Source organism: Streptomyces lasiicapitis, assembly GCF_014646335.1.
Taxonomy (GTDB): Bacteria; Actinomycetota; Actinomycetes; order Streptomycetales; family Streptomycetaceae; genus Streptomyces; species Streptomyces lasiicapitis.
Genome location: NZ_BMNG01000008.1, coordinates 1 through 25,593 on the forward strand (window position 1 = coordinate 1; position 25,593 = coordinate 25,593).

The following is a 25,593-nucleotide window of genomic DNA, read 5'->3' on the forward strand; positions in this document are numbered from 1 at the left end:
CGCCGCCGAACTAATTGTAGAGAAAACCCCCGTGCCATTCGGCACGGGGGTTTTCTGCGTTCAGGGGCTTTCCGCAGCACAGGGCTTTCGGTGAGATCAGGACGGCCGCACCAGCTTTGTGTCGTACGCCAGAATGACCGCCTGCACCCGGTCCCGCGCACCCGTCTTCGCGAGGATGCGGCCCACATGCGTTTTCACCGTCGACTCCGCGAGGTGCAGGCGGGCAGCGATCTCGGAATTCGTCCAGCCCTGGCCGATGACGGTCAGGATCTGACGCTCGCGGTCCGTCAGAGCCGACAGGAGCGGGTGCTTCCCGGGGTCCGAGGAAGCCTCGGCGTCCGGACCGGCCGGCAAATGGTCGACGAAAGTGTCCAGGAGGCGCCGCGTCAGACGAGGCGCCACCACCGCGTCGCCCGTCGCCACCGCACGTATCCCGGACAACAGCTCCTCCGGCAGCGCGTCCTTGATGAGGAAACCCGACGCCCCCGCCCGCAGCCCCGCGTACGCGTACTCGTCCAGGTCGAACGTCGTCAGGATCAGGACCCGCGTACTGGAACCCGACGCGACGATGCGCCGCGTGGCCTCGATGCCGTCCATGTCGGGCATGCGGATGTCCATCAGGACCACATCCGGGCGCAGGCCGGACGTCATCCGCACCGCGTCCGTGCCGTTGCCGCCCTCCCCCACCACCGTCATGTCGTCCTGGCTCTCCAGGAGCATGCGGAAGCCGAAGCGCTGCAAAGGCTGGTCGTCGACTATGAGGACGGTCGTCACTGAGCGGGTTCCTTAGAAGCGAGGGGAGCGGAGGTGCGGGGGAGGTGGAGGCGGACCTGCCAGCCCTGTTCGGGGTGCGGGCGCGGGCCGGCCTCAAGTGTGCCCGCGTACAACGCGGTTCGTTCACGCATGCCGGTCAGGCCGCGGCCCGCACCCGCACCTGCACCCGCGTCGGTGGAGGGAGCGCCGCGCGGGCCCGCCCGACCCGTGTCCGTGACCGACACCGTCACCCCGTCCTCGGCGTACGCGACGTCGACCGTCGCCGTCACCCCCGCCCCCGCGTGCTTCATCGTGTTCGTCAGGGCCTCCTGCACCACGCGGTACACCGTGAGTTGCTGGCCCTGGGGCATGGAGTCGGCGTGGCCGTGGAAGGTGCCGCGGACCGGCAGGCCCGCCGCGCGGACGCCGTCGATGAGGCGGTCCAGGTCGGTGAGGGCGGGCTGCGGGGCGAGTTCGGCGGCCTCGGGTGCCTCCTCGCGCAGTACGTCGAGGAGGCGGCGCAGCTCCGCGAGGGCCTGGCGGCTCGTGGAGCCGATGGCGTCGAGGGCCTGCGCGGCGCGCTCGGGGGACTTGGCGGCCGCGTACTTGCCGCCGTCGGCGAGGCCCGTGATGACCGACAGGTTGTGGCCGATGATGTCGTGCATCTCGCGGGCGATGCGGGTGCGTTCGGCGGCGGCCGAAAGGCGTGCCTGCTGGTCGCGTTCCACCTCGAGCTGGTGGGCGCGCTCGACCAGGGCCCGCGTGTAGTCCTGTCGTGAGCGCACCGCGATGCCGAGGAGGGCGACGATGGCGTACGCCCACACCTGCGGCACGACCTGCTGGTCCCAACTGCCTCTCGGGAAGCGGATGGAGCCCACGACCACCGGCGCCGTCGTCAGCAGGCCCGCCCACCCCAGCGTCCTCAGCGGGAGCCTCAGTGCGATGTTGAACAGGACGATGAGCTGGACCAGGGCGACCTGGAGCAGCGCGCCCGTCGCGCTGTTGACCGCGCCGAACCCCACCATCACCGCGAGGACCGTCATCGGCCTGCTGCGGCGCCACAGCAGCGGCACCGACATGCCGAGGGTCAGGACCAGGATCAGCCAGTCGGGGAGATCGGTGTTGGCGGCGATGTTGCGCCAGCCGTCGCCCATGTAGTCGATGCCGGCGGCCACCACGAAGAAGCCCGTGAGCAGCACGTCCCAGGCGAGCGGGCGGCGCCGGTCGAAGGCGCGCGCCCGCTCGGTGAGTTGCTGCAGGTGCCGGGTGAGCGGGTGCGGGTCGTTGGCCACGCCTTCATCCTCGTACACGTCGCACACGTACCGAAGACCTCATACGTCCCGGCGCCTGAGCAGCAGTGCTGCCGTCGTGAGGATCGCCGCGGCCCAGAGGGCCAGGGACAGCAGGCCCGCGCCCGGGGCGATCGTGTTCTCGACGCGGGTGATCGAGCCGAGGGACGAGGAGGCCTGCGCCGGGAAGTACTTGACCGCGGTGTCCACCGCGTCGAGGGGCAGCGTCGTGAGGACCTCCGGCAGGACCAGGACGGCGCCGACGAACGCGCCGATGCCGCCGGGCACCGAGCGGAGGAGCGCGCCGAGGCCGAGGGCGATCAGGCTCAGGAGGGTGATGGCCGCGGCGCTGCCCGTGAGGGCGCCGAGGACGCCCGGGTCGGTGAGCGCCAGCTCCTTGTCGGTGCCGCCGAGCCAGATCTGGGCGACCAGGAACGTGACGACGTTCGTGACGAGGGACAGCGTGAAGGCGACCGCCGTGAAGACCGCGGCCTTGGACCACAGGACGGGCAGGCGGCGCGGGACCGCGGTCAGGGAGGCGCGGATCATGCCCGTCGCGTACTCGCCCGCCGTGACCAGGATGCCGAGGACGGCGAGGCAGATCTGGGAGAGCTGGGTGCCGAAGAGGACGAAGACGACCGTGTCGACCTCGGAGTCGTCGCCGTCGTACGTGCTGCCCATGGTGATGCCGACGGCAAGCACGAGGGCGGTCGCGGTGAGCAGGGTGATCCAAGTGGTGCGCAGCGTCCAGAGTTTGTGCCACTCCGAGCGCAGGATCCCGGCCGGGGTCAGGCGGTAGGGCTGGGAGGGGGCGGCTGCGGTGGTGTCGGTGGTGGTCATGCGGCGGCTCCTGCCAGGGAGGGGCCGGACGTGACGTACTCGACCGAGTCGTGCGTGAGGTCCATGAAGGCCTGCTCCAGGGAGGCGGTCTGCGGGGTGAGTTCGAAGAGGGGGATGGCGTGGGCGGCGGCGGTGCGGCCGATGTGTTCGGCGTCTGTGCCGCGGACGTCGAGGGTGCCGGGGGTGTCGCTGGTGATGGTCACCGCGGGGCCCGCGAGCAGCTCTGACAGGTGGGCCGCCGCCGGGGAGACGACCTTCACGGAGCCGGTGCCCGAGTCGCGTACGAAGCGCTCGACGGTGGTGTCCGCGAGCAGTCGGCCCCTGCCGATGATGATGAGGTGGTCGGCGGTCACCGCCATCTCGCTCATCAGGTGCGACGAGACGAGGACGGTGCGGCCCTCGGCCGCCTGGGCCTTGAGGAGGTTGCGGATCCACAGCACGCCCTCCGGGTCGAGGCCGTTGACCGGCTCGTCCAGGATGAGGGTGCCGGGGTCGCCGAGGAGGGCGGCCGCGATGCCGAGGCGCTGGCCCATGCCGAGCGAGAAGCCCTTCACGCGGCGACCCGCGACGTCCGTGAGGCCGGTCGTGTCCAGGACGTCCCGGACGCGCGAGGCCGGGATGCCGTGGGTGTGCGCGAGCGCCATCAGGTGGTGGTACGCGGAGCGGCCCGGGTGGATGGAGCGGGCCTCCAGGAGCGCGCCGACCTGTGTCAGGGGCGCGCTGTGCGCGGTGTACGCGCGGCCGCCGACGGTGCAGCGCCCGGCCGTCGGCGCGTCAAGGCCGAGGAGCATCCGCATGGTCGTGGACTTGCCGGCGCCGTTGGGGCCGAGGAAGCCGGTGACGGTGCCGGGGCGGACCTCGAAGGTGAGGTCGTCGACGGCGGTCTTGGGGCGCTTGCCGCCGTAGCGTTTGGTGAGTCCGTGTGCCCGAATCATGGGTCGATCGTCGCGGCGGGGCGGGGGCGGGCGCGTCGGACCGGGGTCTCTTCGTCGGGCGGCGGGTAGTACCGGGGTACGACGGGGGCACGGCCGGTGGTACGACGCCGGGGTGCGGGTGAATTGCGTTGCGTGCTGCCGGTCCGCCACCCAAGATCGGTGTATGGAACACCTCATACGCCCCGTGCGCGCCGACGAATGGCAGAAGGTCCGTGACCTGCGACTCCTCGCCCTGCGGGACCCGGCGGCCCCGGTCGCCTTCTTGGAGACGTACGAGAACGCCGCCGCGCGGACCGACACCTTCTGGCAGGAGCGTGCCGAGGGGGCGGCCGCGCCGGGCGGGTCCGTGCGGCAGTTCATCGCCGAGGGGCCGGACGGCGGCTGGGCGGGCTCGGTGACCGTGCTGATCGAGGAGCCGGGTACGCAGGGTGCGCTCGGCGGTGGCGTCCTGGTGCGGCAGGCGCACCTCGTGGGGGTCTTCGTGCGGGCCGAGCACCGGGGTACGGGGGTCACCGAGGCGCTGTTCTCGGCGGCGGTCGACTGGGCGCGGGCGCCGGAGGGCGAGGGGGCCGGGGTCGAGCGGGTGCGGCTCTATGTGCACGAGGGCAATCCGCGCGCGGAGGCGTTCTACCGGAAGTTCGGGTTCGTACCGAGCGGGGAGGTCGCGCCCGTGCCCGGGGATCCGGGGGCGCGGGAGCGGGAGATGGTGCTCGAGCGGTCGGGCGCCTGACCACCTGGTGTCCTTGACCTCTTCGCGGGCTGGATAGAACGCTCGTTTTAGTCAGAACAGATAGTCGGCGGTCGGCGGTCAGCCGGTCAGTTCGTCGTGCGGCCAGCGCGCTCGGCCCTGCTCGCGGGAGCGGAGCAGGGCCAGCGTGGGCATGCCCCGCTCGGCTCCGCCGGCGAGCAGCTCCGGCAGTTGCGGGAGCGGGGCGACCGCCGCCACGTCGTCGAGGACGAGCGTGACTGGTGGGTCGAGCCGACCGGAGGATGACCGTTCGGCCATGCGCCGGCCGTGCTCGACCACGCTGGAGGCGAGTGCCGTCAGGAGCGGCATGGCGCCGGGGTTGGTCTTGGGGTCCTCGATCGCCTCACCCACCACGAAGAGCGTGCCCCCTTCATCGATGAAGGAATCCAGGGTGAGGGCGTCGGTTCGGTTCGGTGTGCAGGACTCGCGTACGTTCACCGTGAACAGGGCGGCGAGGGCGCGGGCCGTCAACTCCTGTGCGATGTCCCGGCGTTCGGTGTGCGCGGTGAGGGCCGACTCCAGCTCGCCCGCCGCGCCCGAGGCCGCCTTGGGGTGCGTGCGCAGGACGCGGACGGCGTCCTGGACCTGGGTGCCCTGGGCCCAGCGGTGTACGTGTTTGATGTTGCGGCCGTCGACCGCGGCGGCGTGCAGGAAGCTGCGGAGCAGGGTTTCGGCGGTGTCGGCCACCGCGGTGTCCAGCTTGGCGCTCGGCCTTATCGGGGCGAGGAGGGATCTCGCCCGATGGGCGGCCGTGGTGTTGTCCTCGCAGCCGGTGGTGGGGGGCCAGTGGAGGCGGGCCGGGGTGTCGCAGAGGTGCGAGGGGTCGTAGACCAGGACGGGGCCGAGCTTCGCCCGCGCGTCCTTCGTCTCCTCCCACAGGGTGGGGTCCGAGGTGATGACCAGGGCGGCGGACTCCGCGTCCGCGATGGCCTGGGCTGCCAGGGGGCGGCGGGTTTCGGGGGTGCCCAGGACCAGGGGGGTACGGGGGGTGGGGACCGTCGGAGTCTTGTCCAGGGGGACCGTGGCGGGCGCCGGGGCGAGGGTTTCCACCGGGGCGTCGACCTCGGCGTCCGCGGCGGCAGCGGGAGCGGGAGCGGGAGCGGGAGCAGTCTCCTCACGTGGAGGAGACTCACGTACGACAGGTGCCGGGTCCGCCTTCTCCTGGGTCGGAACCTCCTGGGCCGGAGCCTCCCGGTCCCTCGGCTTCGCGGCTTCCGCGCGGCGGGCTCTGCGTACCGCTCTGAAGCGTGTGACCGTCCCCATGACGAAGACCGTGAGGACGATGAGGACCATGACCTGGCCGATGAGGAAGCCCCAGAGCAGGCCGTAGCCGGAGAGCTGGGTGGCGGGGGTGTCGGGCCAGGCGCCGGCGACGTCGTGCGGCTGCTGGGCGAGGTGGCGTACGGCGGGCGGTGTCTTGCCGAAGGTGACGCCCTCGGGCCACTCGCCGTGCGCCCACCAGGCGCCGATGCCCGTGGACGACCAGATCAGGACGACCATGCCGAGCACGAAGGCGAGGCCGCCGACGAGCAGACCGTCCGGCACGCCGCCGCGCCCGCCCGTGCCCTGACCGCCGCCGGAGCCCTGCCCGGAGCCCTGACCGCCCGGACCCTGCCCGCGCCGTTCCCGCCCCATGTCAGGCCACCGTCGACCGGGAGCCGGCGGGTCCGTCGCCCATCTGCTGTTCCATGTACGCGGCCCTTTCCTCCGCCTCCCGTTCGGCCGCCGCGAGCGCGTCGTCGGCGAGGTCGCTCGTGGACTCCGTCATGGCGCGGTCGGTGAAGACCAGGGGGCGTTCCGTGTCCGTGATCAGGTGCTTCACCACTTGGACGTTGCCGTTGACGTCCCAGACGGCGATGCCGGGGGTCAGCGTGGGGATGATCTCGACGGCCCAGCGGGGCAGGCCGAGGACGCGGCCTGTGGCGCGGGCCTCGTCGGCCTTCTGGGCGTAGATGGTGCGGGTGGACGCCATCTTCAGGATGGCGGCGGCTTCCTTCGCGGCGGCGCCGTCGACGACGTCGGAGAGGTGGTGGACGACGGCGACGAACGACAGACCCAGGCGGCGGCCGAACTTCAGCAGGCGCTGGAACAGCTGCGCCACGAAGGGCGAGTTGATGATGTGCCAGGCCTCCTCGACGAGGAAGATGCGCTTCTTCCGATCGGGGCGGATCCAGGTGTGCTCCAGCCATACGCCGACGATCGCCATGAGGATGGGCATGGCGATGGAGTTGCGGTCGATGTGGGAGAGGTCGAAGACGGTGAGCGGGGCGTCCAGGTCGATGCCGACGGTCGTGGGGCCGTCGAACATGCCGCGCAGGTCGCCGTCGACGAGGCGGTCGAGGACCAGGGCCACGTCCAGGCCCCAGGCCCGGACGTCGTCTATGGCGACGTTCATCGCCTCGGCCGACTCAGGCTCGGGGTGGCGCAGTTGCTCGACGATGTCGGTGAGGACGGGCTGGCGGTCGACGATGGTCTCGTTGACGTAGGCGTGCGCGACCTTGAGGGCGAAGCCGGAGCGCTCGTCCAGGCCGTGGCCCATCGCGACCTCGATGATCGTACGGAGCAGCGCGAGCTGGCCCGTTGTCGTGATCGCCGGGTCGAGGGGGTTGAGGCGGATGCCCATGTCGAGGGCGGCGGTCGGGTCGAGCCGGATGGGCGTGATGCCGAGCTCCTGCGCGATGAGGTTCCACTCGCCGACGCCGTCCTCGCCCTGTGCGTCGAGGACGACGACCTGGCGGTCCTTGAACCTCAACTGCCGCAGGACGTACGTCTTCTCCAGGGCCGACTTGCCGTTGCCGGACTCGCCGAGGACCAGCCAGTGCGGGGCCGGGAGCTGCTGGCCGTACAGCTGGAACGGGTCGTAGATGTAGCCCTTGCCGGAGTACACCTCGCGGCCGATGATCACGCCCGAGTCGCCGAGGCCGGGCGCTGCCGTCGGCAGATAGACCGCCTGGGCCTGCCCCGTCGACGTACGCACCGGCAGGCGGGTCGTCTCGACCTTTCCGAAGAGGAAGGACGTGAACGTGTCCGTGAGGACGGTCAGCGGGTCCCGCATCGCACCTTCACACCCCTACCGTTGTGGTTCATCGCCGGATGCCGGTAGCGAACGGCAGCGTGTTCACAAATGCCCGGTGGTGCTCGCGGTCGCACCACTCCAGCTTCAGATACGACTTTCCGGCCGATGCCCTTATCGTCCGCTTGTCGCGGGCGAGGGCCTCGGGGGAGCGGGACGACACCGTGATGTAGCCGACGAGGTTGACGCCGGCGGCGCCGCTGGCCAGGTCCTCGCCGCGCTGGTCGAGGCGGGAGTGCGAGGCGATGTCGCGGGGGTCGACGGTGCGGTTCATCTTGGCCTGACGGCTGGCCTCCGCCTCGTCGTTGGTCTTCTCCGTGAGCATCCGCTCGATGGCGACCTCGGTGGGCTCCAGGTCCATGGTGACGGCGACGGTGCGGATGACGTCGGGGGTGTGGACCAGGAGGGGCGCGAGGAAGTTCACGCCGACCGGGGTCATCGGCCACTCCTTCACCCAGGCCGTGGCGTGGCACCAGGGGGCGCGCGTTGTGGACTCGCGGGTTTTCGCCTGGAGGTAGGTGGGCTCCATCGCGTCGAGCTCGGCGGGCCAGGCGTTGCGCTTGGTCATGGCCTGGATGTGGTCGATGGGGTGGTCGGGGTCGTACATGGAGTGCACGAGGGAGGCGAGGCGGCCCTGGCCGAGGGGCTGGCGGACGCGGATGTCGGCTTCCTGGAGGCGGGAGCAGATGTCGGTCAGCTCACGGGCCATGACGACGGCGAGCCCGGCGTCCTTGTCGAGCCTTTTCCCGCCCTGCGGGCGCGAGGCGCGGGCCATGGCCTGGGCCTCGGCGGCGAGGTCGCGGGAGTAGTGCATGCAGGCGATGAGGTAGGCGCGGTGCTGCTCGCTGGAGGTGGACACCATCGACTGGAGCTGTTCGTAGGAGTGCTGGATCCAGGGCAGCGAGCGGTCGTCGCCGCGGTTGTAGACGTCCTTGGCGTGCGCGTCGGGGTCGGCGGGCAGCGTACGCGCGAGCATCTGAAGGCGCGTCACGAAGCCGTCGCCGTTGGCGACATGCTTGAGGAGCGTGCCGAAGCGGTCGACGAGGGCCTCCTGGTCCTCGCTGTCGCGCAGGCCGACGCCGGGGCCCTCGATCTCGATGGCGGCGGTGACGGTGCGCCGGTCGGCGTGCAGGAGCACGGCGATCTCGTCGGGGCCGAAGGGCGCGGCCAGCCAGTTGATGCGGCCGATGCCGGGCGGCGGGCCGACCTCGACCTCGCGGCCGTCGAGGCGTACGCCCGCTTCGGCGGCGGTCGAACGGTAGGCGGTGCCGTGCCGCAGGGACCGCTTGTAGCTGCGGTTGATCTCGAACCACTTGTAGAGCGTGCGCTGTTTGTACGGGAGGTACACCGCGCCGATGGCCAGCAGCGGGAAGCCCATGAGCAGCAGGATGCGCGGGAAGAGGTAGGGCACGAAGATGCCGCACATCATGCCGAGGAACGCCCCGGCGATGATCAGGGCGATCTCGCCGGTCTCGCGGTTGCGGCCGATGATGGCGTTCGGCCGGGCGCGGCCGATCAGATAGGTGCGGCGGGGCGTGACCGGTGGGGACACATGGGACTGGGTCGTCAACGCCCGTCACCTCCAGAGCGGTTGGGACTTCCCGGTCGGTTGCCCGCGTGCGGGGTGTTCGACGGGCTGGTACGGGGTGGGGGTGCGGTTCCGCCGCCGTTCGGCGAGCCCGAGCGGTGGCCGTGGGTGGACACACCGCTGCCGACGGCGCTGGCCGTGGCGGGCTGGGGCGGGGCGTCGCCGCCGCCGGCCTTGCCGCCGCCCGCCTTGCCGTTGGAGCGCGCGCTGTGGGTGCGGATGCCCTGGGCGACCCAGGCGGCGGGCGAGTTGAGGGCGGTGGCGGCGCGGTTCTCGGCGCCGCGCATGAGGCGGTTGTTGCGGGTGGTCATGATGTCGTCGCCGAAGCCGGGGACGAAGCGGTAGATGGAGGCGCTGGCGAAGATGGCGAGCAGGATGACGGAGAGCCCCGACACGACGGCCGACAGCGAATCGGGCCCGTCCTCGCCCTGCAGCGCGCCCGCGATCCCGAGCACGATGACAATGATCGGCTTCACCAGGATGATCGCGATCATCAGGCCCGCCCAGCGGCGGATGCGGCCCCAGGTGTTCTTGTCGACGAGCCCCGAGTACACGACGGTGCCGAGCAGCGCGCCGACGTACAGCATGGCGGCGCGGATCACCAGCTCCAGGCAGAGGATGCCCGCGGCGGCGATGGACACGGCGGAGACGACGATCAACATGATCGGGCCGCCGCCGATGTCCGTGCCCTTGTCCAGGGCCTGCGAGAACGTGCCGAAGAACTTGTCCGTCTCGCCGCCCACCGATTTCGCGAGCACCTCGGAGATGCCGTCGGTCGCCGACACGATGGTCGCCAGGATCAGCGGCGTGAACGCGGACGCGAGCACCGTCAGCCACAGGAAGCCGATGGCCTCCGACAGCGCGGTGAGCATCGGTACGCCGCGAATCGCGCGCTTGGCTACGGCGAGCAGCCACACGATCAGGGTCAGGACGGTCGACGCGGCGAACACGACGGCGTACTGCTGCAGGAACCTCTCGTTGGTGAAGTCCACCGCTGCGGTGTCGTTCACGTACTCCGTGAGCTTGTTGACGATCCAGGACGCGGCGTCGCCGAAGCCTCGGGCTAGGGAGGAGAGGGGGTCGAGCCGGGAGAAGGCGCCGTCGTCGGCGGGGGATTTGGGGGCGCCCCCGCCGCCTCCTCCTCCGCCGCCTTCGCCTTGTTCGCAGTACTTCTTGGCGGGGCCGACGATGAGGTCGCACTTGTCGTCGTCGGGGTCGGGCGCCGCGTAGGCACGCGAAGCCAGCAGGACGACTGCGGTCTGTGCGGCGGCCGCGGAGGCGGTGAGCTTCAGTACGCGTCGGCTAGCGGGCATACGTGAACCCTCCGTACTCCTCGATGGCTTTGGCGATGTCGTCGGCTGTGGAGACCTTGTTGTCGCCGTTCACCGGCGAGGGGCCGTCCTTCGAGCTGAAGCGTTCGACTTTCCAGTCGCCGTCGGCCCACCGCAGGTTCAGCGTCATGGTGAACCAGTCGTTCGTGACCGGATTCGTCGTGTTCTCGCCCGCCGTGCCGAAGGCGCCCGTGCACCAGACCTGCACCGTGGCCTTGTCGTCGGTGTACGCGGTGGTCTTGCTGCCGACGGGCACCGTGCGGGAGACGTACGTCTGGCCGGACTGGGGGTCGCCGTTCGCATCCAGGCCGACCTTCTCCAGGAAGCCCTTGGAGTACGTCTTGTCGAACCGCTTCTCCAGTTCGGTCACCTTGTCGGCGACGAAGAGCCGCTTGACGATGCCGCTCCGGAGATCGGGCTTGAGGATGTCCGCGGACACCAGCGCCACCGCGTAGTTGGAGGCGGCGGACTGCGCACCTTGCTGGGAGCGGGCGAAGCCCCCGGGGATCCCGCCGTGTTTGCCGGTCACCGGCTTCTCGCCGGTCGGGGCCGTAGGGGCCGCCTTCGACCCACCGCCCCCGCCCCCGTCGTCCCCCCCGTCGGACGACGAATCGTCCCGGTTGGCGAAGGCGATCGCCGCGATGAGGAGGACCACGACGCCGATGACGGTGACGACGCTGCGCGAGGGGGAACGGCCCGCGGAGCGCCCGGATCTGCGCGCGGACCCGTAACCGTCGGCGCCGTCGCCCTCGGGGAGTCGCGTCCGGGTCTCGCCCGTACCGCCGAAGAGGTCATCGTCATCGCTCATGCCGCGTACGTCCCCTCAACCTCGTGCTTGACCGCGCGGTCCGCCGGATACACCAGATACGACGGTAGCCGTGCTGGTTCCCGCGCGGGCGCGGTGTGGTGACTCGACATCAGGGAGTTGCAACCTCAGCCGGTGGGCGCGACGGACGGGTGGGGAAGAGGGTCAGACCGCCATGCCGTACACGATGGTGAACAGCGTGCCCAGCGAGCCGATGATGAAGACGCCGGTGAGCCCGGCGACGATCAGGCCTTTGCCCTGCTCCGCGCTGAAGGTGTCGCGCAGCGCCGTCGCACCGATCCGCTGCTTGGCCGCGCCCCAGATCGCGATGCCGAGACACAGCAGGATGGCGACAGCCATCACGACCTCGATCATCACGCGCGCCTCATTGCCCAGGCTCCCGAAGGGGCCCCAGTCGGGGGCGATCCCACCGATGATGGTGTTGATGTCGCCCTTCTCAGCTGCCATAAGCATGTGTAACTCACCGCCCCTAGTGGGTTGTTCTCGCGCCATTGCCCACCTCTGCCTACCGCAGTGCAGAGGACGGAGTCATTCTCGCCGACAATCGGCTCGGCGCGTGCCGCCTTGACGTCATTTGTTGGCCGACTTCGTACGTTTCGTCGTACGCAGCCCACGTAGCCGTTCGGCGGCAGGCGCAGAACGTTATACGAAGGAACGTATGGTCACTCTGTGTATCACGCGGGGTGACCCCGGGCAATGAATGTCCGGCGTGGCCGCTGACGTCAACTCAGGCAGGGGTGAACCAGGGCTCCCAGACGGGGCGTCAGCCCATCACCGAGGTCGCTAGCTCAGGCCGTCGAACCCGCCGATGCCGCCGCTGACGACGTACGCGCAGTCCGTGTAGCGGTACCCGCCCTGGACCTTGGCGCCGTCGCTGTGGTCGCGGACCAGGCCGGTGGTGCCGGTGCCGCGCTTGTAGAGGAAGTGGTACTCGCCGGAGGGCAGGCGCAGGGTCTTCTGCGGGTAGCTCTTGCCGCTCGACTTGCAGGCCTTGGCGCGGCCTTCGGCCCTGCTGTCGTACGTGGAGCAGCCCGCGCAGGCGCCGAGTTTGAGGCTGCCGGTGACGGGTCCTGTGAACAGGACCTCGACGGGGGACGGGCCGTCGTTCTTGAAGACGAACTCCTGTCCGGAGCCGGGCCCGCGCTGCGCGGGCAGCTTGCCGCCGGCCTGCGGGCGGGCGGCGGCGACCTCGGCGGCGATGGCGATGGTGCGGGCGCGCTCGCGCTTGCCGCTGCCCTTGTACGTGTCGGCGAAGCCGTCGAGGGTCTTGGCGGCCTCGGAGTACCTGCCGTCCTTGAACTCGTCGACGCCGCAGGCGTAGACGCCGGGTTCGACGGCGCCGGTGGCCTTGGCGGCGAGGGGGCCGCCGGTGGCGTCGGGCAGGGACTGGGCGGTGGTGCGGATGGCGCGCAGCTCCTGGGTGGCGGTGCAGGGGTCGGCGCCCTTGACGTCGGCGGCACGGGCGTCGATGGCGCCGCGGACGGCGGGCGCGACCTTGGCCGCGGCGTCGGACTTGGGGAAGGTGTCGAGGAGTTCCCGAAGGTCGGCGCCGCCGCCGGTCTTGCCGAGGGAGGACGTGCCGCACGCGTAGTAGGAGTCGGCGAGCCGGTCGTCGGGCCAGCCGGCGAGGCGGCCGAGGCGGTCTTCGCCGACGGTGCCGGGCAGGGTGCGCAGGTACTTCAGCGGCTCGATGGCGTCGCAGTACTGCTTGTCGGCGTACGGCGCGGCGACGGACTTGTAGTACGCGTCGAGGCGGTCGGGGACGCGGTCGGCGGCGCGGGAGTCCGCGTGGTCGCGAAGGAGGCCGCGGTAGAGGCCCATCGCGGTGCGGTAGTCGCTCTCGGAGGCCGTGAACGGGCGGCCCTCCTGCGCCTTGACGATCCCGTCGGCCTTGTCGAGGCGGTCGAGCAGCATCTCTTCCACGGCCTCGTCCTTGGCGGCTTCGTACGCGAACGCCGACGAGGCCGGGACGGCGAGCAGGACGACGCCGAGCCCGACGGCCAGCGGAGCGCGCAGCCGCCACCCGATGGGCGCGCGACGGGCCCTGCGGGCGGCGTCGGCGGCGGCGAGCACGAGCACCGCCAGATACCCGAGGAGCGCGCCGCCCGGAACCCCGTCCACATCCGCGGGCAGCGCCACCAGAAGCAGCGCGGCGGTGGCCACCCAGCACAGAGCGGCCGGCAGCCAGGCCCGGATCAGCACATAACCGAGCCCGAGCCCGGCGAGGTTGAGCAGGGCGGCGGCGAGGGGGCGCAGGGGCTCGTGCGGGGCGGGGGCCGACGGGGGTGCCTTGGGGGGTGTGTGGGGTTCCAGGAGTTCGGGGGTGCCGTAGGGAGGGGGTGGGGGTGCGGTGGGCTGGGCGGTGGAGGCCTGGGCGGTGGGTGGTTGGGGCGGGCCGTAGGCGGTGGCGGGGGGTGAGGGGCTTGTGGGGGCGTACGTGGGTGGGGGTGGGGTGGGCGTGGCTGGATAGGTGGGTGTGGCGGGTGGTTGAGGGGCCGCTGGGGGCAGCGGTGCTGCCGAGGGTTGCGGGGCGGACTGGGCAGGCGCGTGCGGTGTCTGCGGCGCGTGCGGTGTGTGTGGCGGCGGGGGCGGGCCGAAGCCGCCCGGGCCGTCCTCGGGCACGGGCCGGTCCCCGGCAGGCCGCCTGTCCTCGGGCGCAGGGCTGTCCCCGGACGCGGGCCTGTCCTCCGGCACCGGCCTGTCCTCGGGTTCGTTGGCTCCCATCGTCGGCTCCCCCCAGCCTCAGGACGCAGAAATCCGATCAGTCGACCGACGGACCAACCATTCGATCAACCGACCAAGGGGCGCACCCCCAACTCCACGCCCCCCAATTCCCCTACAGTCGACGAAAGTTGGCGCTCCGTCAATCGCTCGTCACGGGCTGTTTCCGGTCAGCGGATCAGGCCAGGGCCCCCGTCGAGCCGCCGCAGGAAGCAGACCCGGTCGAGCCCTGGCCCGTCGTAGTCGGTGTGCACGGAGACCCCGCCGGGACCGACCGCGTCACCCGGCTCGATCCCGAACCCCATGGCCCGGTGAAACGCGATGGACCGGGCATTCGACGGCGAGGTCACCGCCCGCACCACCGTGCGCCCCTCCGCCACCGCCCCCCGGAAGAACGCCTCGTACAACTCCCGCCCCGCGCCCCGCCCCCGCAGCGCCGGATCCACGCCGACGAAGTGGATGTACGCCTCGTCCGGAGCGTCCGGCGGATGCAGACCGACCAGAAACGCGCGCACCGCGCCCTCTTCCTCGCAGACGAGACTCGTACGCGAGAAGAACTGCAGAAACAACTTCGGCAGCAACAGCGAGAGTTCCCGCATCTCGGCGGGGCTGCGGTCGGTCCACCAGGTCTGTACGGCGGCGACGACGGCGGCGTGGTCGCGGGGCAGGGCGTGGCGAAGGGCCGGAAGGGATGTGGTCACGCCGGATTCCTAACCGTCCCCGTCCGGGTCATGCCCGATGCCGGTACGTCTCTATGGCGATCCGTCAGGAAGGTGGGTGCCCCGGGTTGTCCGCCCCTCCCGCCCCTCCCACCCCTTCCACGAAGTGGTCGAACTCGCCCGCCCGTACGCCCAGTACGAACGCCTCCCACTTCACGTGTGTCGTCGTGACGACGTTGTCCGGGTCGTCCGTCGTGCGGAGGTGGACCGTGTCGGCGGGGCCGAAGGCGATCTCGATCCAGGGGCCGGGGCCCTCCTCGTCGTCGGGGGCGGCGCGGACCCAGGTCAGGGGTTCGGGGTGGGTGTCGTCGGCCATGGCGGAAGTATCGCGGAGGTGGCGCGCTTCGGGGTGGCGCGCTGTCAGTGATCCGCCGCGCCCGCCCCGGCGCGTCCGAAGCCGCCTGCGGGCGGGGTGCCGCGCCTAGACTGATCCCGGCGGACTCCCGGGAACGGTGGGGTGGTTGACGGTGCGTAAGACGTGGCTGCTCGCGGCCGTCGCGTTCAGTGGGTCGACGGGGTTCATCGGGTTGTTGGTGTTGGGTACGTTCGTCGCGGCCGGGAGTATGGCCGGCGGGGCCGGGGCCGGGGGCGGGGGGAACGTCGGGTTGGCCAAGGGGGCCGTGCCCACCTCGTATCAGCCTCTTGTGCAGAAGTGGGGCAATCTCTGCAAGGCCATCAACCCGGCGCTGCTCGCCGCCCAGCTGTATCAGGAGAGCGGGTTCAACCCGCGCGCGCAGAGCCACGCCGCGGCGCAGGGGATAGCGCAGTTCATCCCGGGGACCTGGGCGACGCACGGCATCGACGGGGACGGCGACGGCGACCGTGACGTGTGGGACCCCAAGGACGCCATTCCGTCGGCGGCTTCGTACGACTGCAAGCTCGCCAAGTACGTGAAGGACGCCCCGGGCGACCCGACGAAGAACATGCTCGCCGCGTACAACGCGGGCGCGTACGCCGTGATCAAGTACGGCGGCGTACCCCCGTACCGCGAGACGCAGAACTACGTCAAGATCATCACGACCCTGGAGAAGAGTTTCGCCAGGCCCATCGGGCGCGTGCAGCCGTCGCAGCAGGCGGCGGGCGCCATCTACTACGCGCAGAAGAAGCTCGGGACCGAGTACCTGTGGGGCGGCAACGGCACCGCCGACCAGGGCGGCAAGTTCGACTGCTCCGGGCTGACCCTGGCCGCGTACAAAACCGTCGGCATCGAGCTGCCGCGCGTGGCCAACGACCAGTACAACGCGGGTCCGCACCCCAAGCGCGACGAGCTGCTCCCGGGCGACCTGGTCTTCTTCTCCGACGACCTCAGCAACTCGCGCGCCATCCGGCACGTCGGCATCTATGTCGGCGGCGGCTACATGATCGACGCACCCCGCCCCGGAGCCGTCATCCGCTTCGACCCGATCGATACGCCGGACTACTTCGGAGCGACGCGCGTCACGGAAGATGGCGCAAAAGCGCTCCCCGAGAAGCCGGTCGAGAAGCGGGTCGACAGGCCGGTGGAGAAGCCCAAGGGGGACGGGGAGCGCGAGCCCGGGGAGTCGGAGGGGCGCGAGGAGCCCGGAGGGGCGGGCGGGGAAGGTGCTTCCGGCGAGCCCTCGGGGCGGCCCTCCGACGGAGCTTCGGGCGGGCCCTCCACGGAAACGCCCGGCGATACTGCCGCCGAACCGTCCGGCACGCCTTCCGATCCGCCCGCCGAACCGGCGTCCGGCACGGCTTCCTCAGGTCCGGTCGGACGGGCCTCGGGGCGCTTCTCCGGCGGCGACGCCGAGGTCTGACCGGTCGGGACCGGCCGCGTGCGGGCGCCGCCCCGGCGTGTGATCCACTGGCTGAGCGGAGGCGCACGCCGGGCGCGTGCGCCGTGTGATCTGGCTTGAACCCTCCGTCAAAGCAGCCCCCTGAGCTGCGGCGATGAGTCTCTCTTCGGTAACGTCTGAGTGATCTTTCGGTGGAGAGTGGAACGTAGTGAAGGGGACCACGCGTTCCCTTGACTGGTACGGCACGTACGCGAAGAACAGCGCCATGGACGCGAACACCAGCGCGGGGAGCACTGAACCAGCGGCACGACTGCACTGACCACGGGGGTTGATGGAAGGGCGCGCGACAGGGCGCGCTCGCGAGTGAGAAAGACAAGGGGCCACAGCATCATGGCTGGACTCGATGATTCCGGGTCGAACCCCGACGTCAGCCTGCTCTACGACATCAACGGCCTGGCCGAGGACGCCCCCGGCTGGCTCGCCAGGACGATGGAGTTCGTCGGTGAGTACGGACTGCTGCTCGCCCTCGTGCTGCTCGTCGTCTGGTGCTGGTGGGGCGCACGCGCGCGCGGAACCCTCGACGACGCGGCCTCCTCGGTCGCGGCCGTCGTCTGGGCACCCCTCGCCGCCGGCATCGCCGTCCTCGTGAACGTGCCCATAAGAGGCTTCGTCGAGCGGCCCCGCCCCTTCGAGGACCACCAGGGCCTCGAGGTCCTGGTCGACGGCAAGACCGACTACTCCTTCGTGAGCGACCACGCGACGCTCGCGATGGCCCTCGGCGTGGGCCTCTTCGTCGCCAACCGCAAGTTCGGCGTCGCGGGCATCGCGCTCGCCGTCGCCGAAGGCTTCTGCCGCGTCTTCATGGGCGTGCACTACCCCACCGACGTCGTCGGCGGCTTCGCGCTCGGCACGGCGGTCGCCCTGCTCCTGTCCCCGCTCGCCATGGCGCTGCTCACGCCCCTCACCAAGGCCGTGGCCCGCTCCGGCAGGGCCTCCCGCCTTGTGTGGAGCGGGGCCGGGGACGTCGAGCCGGTCGCCGCACTGGCCGAGCAGGAGGCGGCGCCGGGGACGGACGAGCGGGACCTGGCGGCTTAGGCGTAAGCCGGAACCGCCGACGGACGTGCGCTACAGCGCCTGCGGGAACGAGAAGAAGCGCGTCGGGTCGTACTCCTTCTTCAGCTTCTTCAGCCGCGGCGCCGCCTGCCCGTAGTACGCCTCGCGCCAGTTGCCGAGCGTCGGATCCGCGTAGTTCTGGTACGCGGCCCCGGACGCGTAGCGCCGCATCGCGCCGTGGGCCGTGTCCAGCCAGGACTGCGAGGTCGTCCCTGAGGTGCCCGCGCGCCAGGACACGATGTACTGCGCGAGCATCCGCGAACGGCGGTGCACGAAGGCGGTGGCCGTCGGGTCGACGCGGTTGATGGCGCCGCCGAGCGCGGTCAGGGCGATGCTGCCCGCCGTGCCGCGCGGGCCGCGGACGTTCTCGATCTGGGTGAGCAGCGCGCGGATTCCCGCCGTCGACAGCGAGCGGTCGAAGAAGTCCGAGCGGGCCGCGTACGTCTCCCGGCCGAGCGCGCCGCTCGGCGTGCGCCCCGGCGTGGAGCCCGGCAGGTGGCACTGGGCGTCCGCGGCGAACGACGAGCAGCCCGCGTACACCTCCATCGCCTGCTCGTACGAACGCCGCTTCAGGGACACGCTGCGCGCCGGGGAACCCACCTTGTCGGCGAGGCGGTCCACGGCGTTCTGCAGGGAGCCGTACGTCCCCAGCGAGAAGGCGGCGACGGAGATGGTGGGCGAGCCGCCCGGCACCGCCGCGATGTGGGCCGACGACCAGATCTCGTCCGGCTGCGACGGCCCCCACTCCTGCCACGCCTTGAGCACGGCGGCCGCCTTCGACCAGGGCCAGGTCAGATACGCGGAGACGGCCTGCGGGGCCGGGTGCGTACGGAACGTCAGCTCGGTGACGATGCCGAACTGGCCGTTGCCCGCGCCGCGCAGCGCCCAGAACAGGTCCTTGTGCTCGGACTTGCTGGCCGTGATCTGCTTGCCGTCCGCCGTGAGGAGCGTCGCCGAGGTGAGGCTGTCGCAGGTCAGGCCGTACGCACGCGAGACCACGCCGTGGCCGCCGCCGAGCGTCAGGCCGCTGATGCCGACCGTCGGGCAGGAGCCCGCGGGGATCGTCACGCCCTTCGCCGCGAGCGCGCGGTAGACGTCGATGAGCTTGGCGCCGCCGCCGATGGTCGCGGTGGTGCCGCTGGAACGGACGCGGTTCAGCTTCGACACGTCGATGACGAGGCGGCCCGTGCCGGAGGACCAACCCGCGTAGGAGTGGCCGCCGTTGCGGATCGACACGGGGGTGTCGTGGGCGCGGGCGTACGCCAGGGTGGTGCGGATGTCGTCCACGCCCGCCACGTAGGCGACGGCGGTGGGCTTCAGGTTGTCGAAGCGGGTGTTGTAGAGCTGGCGGGCGGTGGCCCAGGCGGCCTCGTTGGGGCGGACGAGGGTGCCGTCCAGGTCCCTTGCCAGCGCGGCGAGGCTCGCCGGGGCGGAGGCGGCCGCCGTCTTTATCGGCGTGGTCCCGCTTCTGGTGCCTATGGGCTCGCCGGCCCCGGTGCTGCTCGCCTTGGCACTGTTGCCGCTGCCGCTCGTGCAGGCGGTGGCAGTTCCCACCGCGACCGCGGCGGTGGCCGTTCCGAGGAACGTACGTCGTTGCATTGAGGCCCTCCCGTTGCTTCCCGCACATCGAGACGGTGTGGGCGCGCCGGGGGTTCCGCCGGAGCCAGTCCGCCGGGGCTAAGTCGCAGCCGTCGTGTGGTGGGTCGCGTCGGCGCGGGCCTTGCTGCGGGCCCGCCGCGCCGGGCCGCGCCACCCGCAGGTGCACCGCGCCGCACAGAAGGGCCCGTTCTCGACGGTGGACGTGCGGTGGGCCTCGGTGGGTTGCTGCTCTGCCACACGCCCACGGTACGCCCGCCGGGTGAAGGCCCTCCCGCGTGACGACCCCTCGTACCCGTCGTTAATCGAAACGACAAAGGGCCGGGCCGGACGACACATGGAGAGGCTGGGGTCGGCAGGGCGATGGGGCAGCAGCGCAGGCACACGGGCAGAGCGGCCACGGCGGCCACCGCCGCCGCGATGGGACTGATGGCGCTCACCACGGGCTGCGTCGGCGACGGCGCGGCGGCGAGCGACGACCCGGCGGCGCGCGACCCCGCCGGCAAGGTGCGCGCCGCCGCCGACTCCCTGCTGCGCGCGGGCAGTTCCCAGGTGCGTACGTCCATGGAGATGGCCAGCGGCGGCACCCGCGTGACGGTCACGGGCGAGGGAACGTACGACTTCCGACGCCGCCTCGGCCGTCTGGACGTCGTCCTGCCGCAGGACCCGGCGGGCAGCTCCGCCAGGCGCAGGCCCCCGGTCACCGAGCTGATGGCGGGCGGCGACCTGTACATGAAGAACCGCGGCGCGGGCGTGCCCGCCGACAAGTGGGTGCACATCGAGACGGCGTCCCTGTCCGACGGGAACCTCGTCACGGGCGGCGCCACCGACCCCCAGGTCGCCGCCGAACTCCTGCGCGGCGCGGGCCAGGTGACGTACGTGGAGCGGACCCGCCTGAACGGCGTCGACGTGGTGCGCTACCGCGGCGTCGTGGACCTCGCCCGCGCCGCGAGGTCCGCGTCGAAGGAGCACGGCCCCGCGCTGCGGTCAGCGGCGGCGAAAGGGTTCAGCAAGGCAGGGGTGCCCTTCGACGCGTACGTCGACGAGCAGGGCAGGCTGCGCAAGCTCCGGCACCGCTTCAAGGTCTCCAACGGCACGGTGGCGTCGACGACTTGGCTGTCCGGATTCGGGGCACCCGTCGATGTGACGCTGCCCAAGGGCAAGGACATCTTCGCCGGGAAGATCGCCGAGCGCTGAGCTGTTGCACAGGACAGCCGACGGGAGGGGGAATGAGGGGTGGAATATGGTCCGTCCGTGCCATGCGCGGTGCGTAGGCCGCTCCCTACTCTAGGAAGCCGGTACCGGCACAACCGTGGTCAGGAAGAGGTGATGAACGTGGCTCCGGTGGGCGCGACGGCAGTTCAGGACCACGTCGCCCTCGCCGAGATCGAGCTGTGCGGCGAACTGATCATCGCGGCGTCCGCCGCGCGCGGTGAGCGGCTCAGTGCCGACCGGATCGACGAGGTGCTGCAGGTCTCCGACGGTTACGAGGACGGGCCGGCCCGGGACGGTTCCCGGCCGTAGTCCCACCACTTCCCGGCCGTTTTCCCGCCGCTCCGCGGCGGGGTTCCCCACCCGCCCGCCCTTTTACGCCCCACCGAAGCGTCGAGGCGCGCGAACAATCACGTACGCAGCATCCGCGCGATCGCCTTCGTCGCCTCCTCGACCTTCGCGTCGATCTCGTCACCGCCCTTGACCGCCGCGTCCGCGACGCAGTGGCGCAGGTGCTCCTCCAGGAGCTGCAGGGCGAAGGACTGCAGGGCCTTCGTGCCGGCGGAGACCTGCGTGAGTATGTCGATGCAGTAGACGTCCTCCTCGACCATCCGCTGCAGGCCACGGATCTGGCCCTCGATGCGGCGCAGTCGCTTGAGGTGCTCGTCCTTCTGCTTGTGATACCCGTGCGTCTTGTGGTCCTGGGCCTGCTCGGGGTCCTGGGCCTGCTCGCCCGCCTCGACCGCCTCTGTGGTCGTCATCGCGTCCTCCTGTGCATACCCCTGGTGGGTATAGGGTAGCCGATTCCTCGGGTGGTGTGCTGATCACTGTGCCTGATGGGCGACACTGGGGTATGGCCGGTTAGCCGTGGCCAGATGATGCGCCTAGCATCAGCCTGACCGCATCCAAAGCACCCCGAGGACCCCACGTGCGTTTTCGTCTGACCCCCAGGGAGACGAGCTTCTACGACATGTTCGCCGCATCCGCGGACAACATCGTCACAGGCTCCAAGCTCCTGATGGAACTGCTCGGGGCCGACGCCTCGGCCCGAGCCGAGATCGCTGAGCGTATGCGGGCCGCCGAACACGCGGGGGACGACGCGACGCATGCGATCTTCCACCAGCTGAACTCCTCGTTCATCACGCCCTTCGACCGCGAGGACATCTACTCCCTCGCGTCCTCGCTCGACGACATCATGGACTTCATGGAGGAGGCCGTCGACCTGGTCGTCCTCTACCAGGTCGAGGAGCTCCCCAAGGGCGTCGAGCAGCAGATCGAGGTGCTCGCGCGCGCGGCCGAGCTGACCGCCGAGGCCATGCCGCACCTGCGCACCATGGACAACCTCACCGAATACTGGATCGAGGTCAACCGCCTGGAGAACCAGGCCGACCAGATCCACCGCAAGCTGCTCGCCCACCTCTTCAACGGCAAGTACGACGCCATGGAGGTGCTGAAGCTCAAGCAGATCGTCGATGTGCTGGAAGAGGCGGCCGACGCCTTCGAGCACGTCGCCAACACGGTGGAGACCATCGCGGTCAAGGAGTCCTGAGGCACCTCCATGGACACCTTCGCTTTGATCGTGACCATTGGCGTCGCGCTCGGTTTCACGTACACGAATGGCTTTCACGACTCCGCGAACGCCATCGCCACCTCCGTTTCCACGCGTGCCCTTACGCCTCGCGCGGCGCTCGCCATGGCCGCGGTCATGAACCTCGCCGGTGCCTTCCTCGGCAGCGGCATCGCCAAGACGGTCAGTGAGGGACTGATCGAGACGCCGCACGGCACGAAGGGGATGTGGATCCTCTTCGCCGGCCTGGTCGGCGCGATCGTCTGGAACCTGGTCACCTGGTACTACGGCCTGCCGTCGTCCTCCTCCCACGCGCTGTTCGGCGGCCTGGTGGGCGCGGCGCTCGCGGGCGGCATCGGGGTCATCTGGTCCGGGGTCATCGAGAAGATCGTGATCCCGATGTTCCTGTCGCCCCTGGTCGGCCTCCTTGTCGGCTATCTGGTGATGTGCGCGATCATGTGGATGTTCCGCAAGTCCAACCCGCACAAGGCCAAGCGGGGCTTCCGGATCGCGCAGACCGTCTCGGCGGCCGGCATGGCGCTCGGCCACGGCCTCCAGGACGCGCAGAAGACCATGGGCATCGTGGTGATGGCCCTGGTCATCGCCGATGTCGAGGACGCCGGCGACCCGATCCCGGTGTGGGTCAAGATCTCCTGTGCCGTGATGCTGTCGCTCGGTACGTACGCGGGCGGCTGGCGGATCATGCGGACCCTCGGCCGCAAGATCATCGAGCTGGACCCGCCGCAGGGGTTCGCGGCGGAGACCACGGGCGCGGGGATCATGTTCACCACCGCGTTCATGTTCCACGCGCCGATCTCGACGACGCACGTCATCACTTCCGCGATCATGGGTGTGGGTGCCACCAAGCGGGTGAACGCGGTGCGCTGGGGCGTCGCCAAGAACATCATCCTCGGCTGGTTCATCACGATGCCCGCGGCTGCGCTGGTCGCGGCGCTGAGCTTCTGGATCGTGAATCTGGCGTTCCTGTAGGGGCGCGGGATGCGGGAGTGCCCCCGGTCCGGATCGTGGTGATCCGGGCCGGGGGCACTTGTGTGTACGGGGGTGCTCCGCGCGTACGTCCTACTTCGCGAAGTACTCGCCGAAGTGCGCGGAGCCGTAGCCGCCGCCCAGGTTGAAGCTCTTGGCGCCGGTGCCGGTCACGCCGCCCGCGTCGGTCTGGAGCTGCCAGGTGCGGCCGACGAAGGTGTCCTCGCCCATGCCGCCCACGTACACCTCGGGCCTGCCGCTCTTGTCGGCGTCGAGGACGGTGACGGCCTCACCGAAGTGGTCCGACTTCTCCGAGGTGCTGGGGACGCCCTTGGAGTTCTGGGTGAGGACCTTGGCGCCCTCGGTGGTCACACCGGTCTTGCTGCCGCGCAGCATGGTGACCGAGCCGGACACGGCCGTGGCCGGGTCCGTCGCGGACTCCCAGGAGGCGCCGACCACGATGTCGCCGTAGCCGTCCTTGTCCAGGTCGCCGACGGCCAGGTCCGTGCCCCAGCGGTCGCCCTTCTCGTCGACGCCGGGCACGCCCGGGGTGTCCTGGTCATAGCGGCGGCCGGGCAGGGTCTTGCTCACGCCGTCCGGGCCGCCGTACGTGACGGAGATCCCGCCGCTGTTGTTGGTGTCGTAGTCCTGCGGGGTGCCGACGAAGTCCTGGTAGCCGTCGCCGTTGAGGTCGCCGAAGGTGCCGCCGTGGCGGGCGTCGAGCTTGCCGCCGGGGACGTAGCCGTCGCGGGTGCCCTTCAGGACGACGGCCTGGTAGCCGTCGGACGGGGTTCTGCCGCTGCCCATGGTCACCACGTCGTCGATGCCGTCGCCGGTCATGTCGCCGACCTGGGCGCTGCTCGCGGCCACCCCGTCCTCGGCCGTGGTGTCGCGGAACTGGACCGAGGCCGGCTTGCCGGTGCCGCGGTCGAAGGGGCCGTAGAGCGTGCCGAGGCCCCAGTCGGCCTGCGTCTGCGGGCCGACCTGGGCGGCGCCGACGATGTCGGCCTTGCCGTCGCCGTTGACGTCGCCGATCCGCTGCCAGGCCTGGCGGAAGGCCGGGGACTGGGTGGTGCCCTCGCCGGTGGGCACCTCGGTGCCGCCGGAGATGCCGTCCTTGCCGCCCCACAGCACGAGCATCCCGGGGCCGTCGCTGATCAGCAGGTCGTCGTAGCCGTCGCCGTCGAGGTCGCCGTGGCTTGCCTGGATCCCCCAGCCGTAGGAGTTGGCCCTGGGCTCGCCAGGGACGCCCGGTGTGGCCCGGCTGACCAGCTGCTGCTTGTCGTGCTTCAGGCCCTCGGCGGAGCCGTAGGCGATGGAGACGAGCCCGGCCCGCTTGATGCCGTCGATCTTGGCGCTGGGCGCGCCGATGGCCAGGTCCGGGTAGCCGTCGCCGTTGAAGTCGGCGCCGGCCTTCGCGGCGGCGGGCTCGGCGGGGGCGGCCTGGGCCGGGGCGGTGACGCTCAGGAGGGCTGCGGCGCAGGCCGCGGCCGTGAGGTAGGTGGTGCTGCGCAAGACGGGGTCCCCCAGATGGATGTCGGACCGGGACGGTGTCGCCGGTCGTGGTTGCGACGCCGAGGATGACCAACGGGGGAGCCGGATAGTTGGTGTGTCGCGGATCCGGTGTGACACAGATAACGGGCCCGCCCCCCGGGAGCCAGGGGGCGGGCCCTTTTCATCCCTGCGGTGGCACCGCCATGCAGCACCGCGGGGAGTTCTGTCCGGCCGGGAAGGTCTAGCCGAAGCGGCCGGAGATGTAGTCCTCGGTGGCCTGGACCGACGGGTTGGAGAAGATGCGCTCCGTCTCGTCGATCTCGATGAGCTTGCCGGGCTGGCCGACGGCCGAGAGGTTGAAGAAGGCCGTGCGGTCCGAGACGCGCGCCGCCTGCTGCATGTTGTGCGTCACGATGACGATCGTGAAGCGTTCCTTCAGCTCGCCGATCAGGTCCTCGATGGCGAGGGTGGAGATCGGGTCGAGCGCCGAGCACGGCTCGTCCATGAGGAGCACCTGCGGCTCGACCGCGATCGCGCGGGCGATGCACAGACGCTGCTGCTGGCCGCCGGAGAGGCCCGAACCGGGCTTGTTCAGGCGGTCCTTGACCTCGTTCCAGAGGTTGGCGCCCTTGAGGGACTTCTCGACGACGTCGTTCAGCTCGCTCTTCTTGTACGAGCCGTTGAGCTTCAGGCCCGCCGCGACGTTGTCGAAGATCGACATGGTCGGGAACGGGTTCGGGCGCTGGAAGACCATGCCGATGGTGCGGCGTACGTTCACCGGGTCCACGCCGGAGCCGTAGAGGTCGTCGCCGTCCAGCATGACCTTGCCCTCGACGCGGCCGCCGGGGGTGACCTCGTGCATGCGGTTCAGGGTGCGCAGGAACGTGGACTTGCCGCAGCCGGACGGGCCGATGAAGGCCGTCACGGAGCGGGGCTCCACGGTCATCGAGATGTCTTCGATCGCCTTGTGGGAACCGTAGTAGGCGTTGAGGCCCGATACGTCGATTCGCTTGGCCATGGGAATCACTGCTTCTTTCGAAAAAT

General features: G+C 70.8%; 24 protein-coding genes and 1 pseudogene. 7 read left to right on the forward strand and 18 right to left on the reverse strand.

Annotation, left to right across the window (positions count from 1 at the left end; all coding sequences use genetic code 11):
- Positions 1–96: 96 nt before the first annotated feature.
- The 4 genes from IEY91_RS18365 to IEY91_RS18380 are packed head-to-tail and all read right to left on the reverse strand — an operon-like array spanning position 97 to position 3,817.
- Positions 97–774, reverse strand: coding sequence for a response regulator (locus IEY91_RS18365; protein ID WP_164323359.1), 678 nt, complete (start codon positions 772–774; stop codon positions 97–99).
- Complete coding sequence (locus tag IEY91_RS18370; RefSeq protein WP_229697066.1) at positions 771–2,045, reverse strand: sensor histidine kinase; 1,275 nt, start codon at positions 2,043–2,045, stop codon at positions 771–773. The genes IEY91_RS18365 and IEY91_RS18370 overlap by 4 nt, the downstream gene beginning before the upstream one ends.
- 39 nt (positions 2,046–2,084) lie before the next feature.
- The gene (locus IEY91_RS18375) at positions 2,085–2,882 is read right to left on the reverse strand and encodes an ABC transporter permease (protein WP_189174847.1); all 798 of its coding nucleotides are present in this window, start codon (positions 2,880–2,882) and stop codon (positions 2,085–2,087) included.
- Positions 2,879–3,817, reverse strand: a complete 939-nt coding sequence (locus IEY91_RS18380) for an ATP-binding cassette domain-containing protein (protein WP_189174848.1) — start codon at positions 3,815–3,817, stop codon at positions 2,879–2,881. Before IEY91_RS18380 ends, IEY91_RS18375 begins: the two co-directional genes overlap by 4 nt.
- 163 nt (positions 3,818–3,980) lie before the next feature.
- On the opposite strand from IEY91_RS18380, the gene IEY91_RS18385 reads away from it, so the two are divergent.
- On the forward strand, positions 3,981–4,547 hold the full coding sequence (locus IEY91_RS18385) for a GNAT family N-acetyltransferase (protein WP_164323366.1): 567 nt from the start codon (positions 3,981–3,983) through the stop codon (positions 4,545–4,547).
- A 78-nt stretch (positions 4,548–4,625) separates the two neighbouring features.
- Here IEY91_RS18385 and IEY91_RS18390 read toward each other — a convergent pair whose 3' ends face one another.
- The 9 genes from IEY91_RS18390 to IEY91_RS18430 form a co-directional block, all read right to left on the reverse strand.
- On the reverse strand, positions 4,626–6,200 hold the full coding sequence (locus tag IEY91_RS18390; protein ID WP_229697067.1) for a type IV secretory system conjugative DNA transfer family protein: 1,575 nt from the start codon (positions 6,198–6,200) through the stop codon (positions 4,626–4,628).
- 1 nt (position 6,201) lies between these two features.
- Positions 6,202–7,620, reverse strand: a complete 1,419-nt coding sequence (locus tag IEY91_RS18395) for an ATP-binding protein (RefSeq protein ID WP_189174849.1) — start codon at positions 7,618–7,620, stop codon at positions 6,202–6,204.
- 28 nt (positions 7,621–7,648) lie between these two features.
- On the reverse strand, positions 7,649–9,208 hold the full coding sequence (locus IEY91_RS18400) for an SCO6880 family protein (protein ID WP_164323371.1): 1,560 nt from the start codon (positions 9,206–9,208) through the stop codon (positions 7,649–7,651).
- Complete coding sequence (locus IEY91_RS18405; protein ID WP_189174850.1) at positions 9,205–10,539, reverse strand: hypothetical protein; 1,335 nt, start codon at positions 10,537–10,539, stop codon at positions 9,205–9,207. The genes IEY91_RS18400 and IEY91_RS18405 overlap by 4 nt, the downstream gene beginning before the upstream one ends.
- Positions 10,529–11,365 carry a DUF8175 domain-containg protein gene (locus tag IEY91_RS18410; RefSeq protein WP_189174851.1) on the reverse strand — a complete coding sequence of 279 codons (837 nt, stop codon included), beginning with the start codon at positions 11,363–11,365 and terminating at the stop codon, positions 10,529–10,531. Before IEY91_RS18410 ends, IEY91_RS18405 begins: the two co-directional genes overlap by 11 nt.
- Before the next feature lie 162 nt (positions 11,366–11,527).
- Entirely contained in the window at positions 11,528–11,836 is a 309-nt protein-coding gene (locus tag IEY91_RS18415; RefSeq protein WP_164323377.1) for a DUF8827 family protein, read from the reverse strand.
- A 330-nt stretch (positions 11,837–12,166) separates the two neighbouring features.
- The gene (locus IEY91_RS18420) at positions 12,167–14,107 is read right to left on the reverse strand and encodes a hypothetical protein (RefSeq protein ID WP_229697111.1); all 1,941 of its coding nucleotides are present in this window, start codon (positions 14,105–14,107) and stop codon (positions 12,167–12,169) included.
- Positions 14,108–14,274: 167 nt separating this feature from the next.
- Entirely contained in the window at positions 14,275–14,805 is a 531-nt protein-coding gene (locus tag IEY91_RS18425) for a GNAT family N-acetyltransferase (RefSeq protein WP_229697068.1), read from the reverse strand.
- Between the two features lie 64 nt (positions 14,806–14,869).
- Positions 14,870–15,139: a DUF397 domain-containing protein gene (locus IEY91_RS18430; RefSeq protein WP_189174852.1), complete on the reverse strand. Its 270-nt coding sequence runs from the start codon at positions 15,137–15,139 to the stop codon at positions 14,870–14,872.
- A gap of 145 nt (positions 15,140–15,284) precedes the next feature.
- On the opposite strand from IEY91_RS18430, the pseudogene IEY91_RS18435 reads away from it, so the two are divergent.
- A pseudogene (locus IEY91_RS18435) lies at positions 15,285–16,289 on the forward strand (C40 family peptidase); the annotation flags it as partial.
- Positions 16,290–16,970: 681 nt separating this feature from the next.
- Positions 16,971–17,675, forward strand: a complete 705-nt coding sequence (locus tag IEY91_RS18440) for a phosphatase PAP2 family protein (protein ID WP_164323389.1) — start codon at positions 16,971–16,973, stop codon at positions 17,673–17,675.
- 30 nt (positions 17,676–17,705) lie between these two features.
- On the opposite strand, the gene IEY91_RS18445 is transcribed toward IEY91_RS18440, so the two are convergent.
- Both IEY91_RS18445 and IEY91_RS18450 read right to left on the reverse strand, forming a co-directional pair.
- Positions 17,706–19,292 carry an FAD-binding oxidoreductase gene (locus tag IEY91_RS18445; RefSeq protein ID WP_189174853.1) on the reverse strand — a complete coding sequence of 529 codons (1,587 nt, stop codon included), beginning with the start codon at positions 19,290–19,292 and terminating at the stop codon, positions 17,706–17,708.
- A 78-nt stretch (positions 19,293–19,370) separates the two neighbouring features.
- Positions 19,371–19,529 carry a hypothetical protein gene (locus IEY91_RS18450; RefSeq protein WP_189174854.1) on the reverse strand — a complete coding sequence of 53 codons (159 nt, stop codon included), beginning with the start codon at positions 19,527–19,529 and terminating at the stop codon, positions 19,371–19,373.
- Between the two features lie 123 nt (positions 19,530–19,652).
- Here IEY91_RS18450 and IEY91_RS18455 point away from each other — a divergent pair, with 123 nt between their 5' ends.
- Both IEY91_RS18455 and IEY91_RS18460 read left to right on the forward strand, forming a co-directional pair.
- Positions 19,653–20,486: an SCO4651 family lipoprotein gene (locus tag IEY91_RS18455; protein WP_189174855.1), complete on the forward strand. Its 834-nt coding sequence runs from the start codon at positions 19,653–19,655 to the stop codon at positions 20,484–20,486.
- A 132-nt stretch (positions 20,487–20,618) separates the two neighbouring features.
- Positions 20,619–20,813 (forward strand): hypothetical protein, encoded by a 195-nt coding sequence (locus IEY91_RS18460; protein WP_189174856.1) that lies wholly within the window; start codon positions 20,619–20,621, stop codon positions 20,811–20,813.
- A gap of 98 nt (positions 20,814–20,911) precedes the next feature.
- Here the strand turns inward: IEY91_RS18460 and IEY91_RS18465 are convergent, their stop codons facing one another.
- A complete protein-coding gene (locus IEY91_RS18465; RefSeq protein WP_164323397.1) occupies positions 20,912–21,262 on the reverse strand; it encodes a metal-sensitive transcriptional regulator in 351 nt (116 codons plus the stop codon).
- A gap of 167 nt (positions 21,263–21,429) precedes the next feature.
- On the opposite strand from IEY91_RS18465, the gene IEY91_RS18470 reads away from it, so the two are divergent.
- Both IEY91_RS18470 and IEY91_RS18475 read left to right on the forward strand, forming a co-directional pair.
- Complete coding sequence (locus IEY91_RS18470; protein WP_164323399.1) at positions 21,430–22,050, forward strand: DUF47 domain-containing protein; 621 nt, start codon at positions 21,430–21,432, stop codon at positions 22,048–22,050.
- A gap of 9 nt (positions 22,051–22,059) precedes the next feature.
- Complete coding sequence (locus tag IEY91_RS18475; protein ID WP_164323401.1) at positions 22,060–23,058, forward strand: inorganic phosphate transporter; 999 nt, start codon at positions 22,060–22,062, stop codon at positions 23,056–23,058.
- Positions 23,059–23,148: 90 nt separating this feature from the next.
- Here the strand turns inward: IEY91_RS18475 and IEY91_RS18480 are convergent, their stop codons facing one another.
- On the reverse strand, positions 23,149–24,570 hold the full coding sequence (locus IEY91_RS18480) for an FG-GAP-like repeat-containing protein (RefSeq protein WP_189174857.1): 1,422 nt from the start codon (positions 24,568–24,570) through the stop codon (positions 23,149–23,151).
- A gap of 220 nt (positions 24,571–24,790) precedes the next feature.
- Positions 24,791–25,567: a phosphate ABC transporter ATP-binding protein PstB gene (pstB, locus tag IEY91_RS18485; RefSeq protein ID WP_164323404.1), complete on the reverse strand. Its 777-nt coding sequence runs from the start codon at positions 25,565–25,567 to the stop codon at positions 24,791–24,793.
- Between the last annotated feature and the right edge of the window lie 26 nt (positions 25,568–25,593).

Coding starts and splice junctions, on each gene's coding strand:
- IEY91_RS18385 (WP_164323366.1), top strand. CDS start 3,981: ATGGAACACCTCATACGCCCCGTGCGCGCCGACGAATGGCAGAAGGTC.
- IEY91_RS18395 (WP_189174849.1), bottom strand. CDS start 7,620: ATGCGGGACCCGCTGACCGTCCTCACGGACACGTTCACGTCCTTCCTC.
- IEY91_RS18410 (WP_189174851.1), bottom strand. CDS start 11,365: ATGAGCGATGACGATGACCTCTTCGGCGGTACGGGCGAGACCCGGACG.
- IEY91_RS18405 (WP_189174850.1), bottom strand. CDS start 10,539: ATGCCCGCTAGCCGACGCGTACTGAAGCTCACCGCCTCCGCGGCCGCC.
- IEY91_RS18440 (WP_164323389.1), top strand. CDS start 16,971: ATGGCTGGACTCGATGATTCCGGGTCGAACCCCGACGTCAGCCTGCTC.
- IEY91_RS18460 (WP_189174856.1), top strand. CDS start 20,619: ATGAACGTGGCTCCGGTGGGCGCGACGGCAGTTCAGGACCACGTCGCC.
- pstB (WP_164323404.1), bottom strand. CDS start 25,567: ATGGCCAAGCGAATCGACGTATCGGGCCTCAACGCCTACTACGGTTCC.
- IEY91_RS18380 (WP_189174848.1), bottom strand. CDS start 3,817: ATGATTCGGGCACACGGACTCACCAAACGCTACGGCGGCAAGCGCCCC.
- IEY91_RS18465 (WP_164323397.1), bottom strand. CDS start 21,262: ATGACGACCACAGAGGCGGTCGAGGCGGGCGAGCAGGCCCAGGACCCC.
- IEY91_RS18420 (WP_229697111.1), bottom strand. CDS start 14,107: ATGGGAGCCAACGAACCCGAGGACAGGCCGGTGCCGGAGGACAGGCCC.
- IEY91_RS18430 (WP_189174852.1), bottom strand. CDS start 15,139: ATGGCCGACGACACCCACCCCGAACCCCTGACCTGGGTCCGCGCCGCC.
- IEY91_RS18415 (WP_164323377.1), bottom strand. CDS start 11,836: ATGCTTATGGCAGCTGAGAAGGGCGACATCAACACCATCATCGGTGGG.
- IEY91_RS18455 (WP_189174855.1), top strand. CDS start 19,653: ATGGGGCAGCAGCGCAGGCACACGGGCAGAGCGGCCACGGCGGCCACC.
- IEY91_RS18390 (WP_229697067.1), bottom strand. CDS start 6,200: ATGGGGCGGGAACGGCGCGGGCAGGGTCCGGGCGGTCAGGGCTCCGGG.
- IEY91_RS18475 (WP_164323401.1), top strand. CDS start 22,060: ATGGACACCTTCGCTTTGATCGTGACCATTGGCGTCGCGCTCGGTTTC.
- IEY91_RS18375 (WP_189174847.1), bottom strand. CDS start 2,882: ATGACCACCACCGACACCACCGCAGCCGCCCCCTCCCAGCCCTACCGC.
- IEY91_RS18445 (WP_189174853.1), bottom strand. CDS start 19,292: ATGCAACGACGTACGTTCCTCGGAACGGCCACCGCCGCGGTCGCGGTG.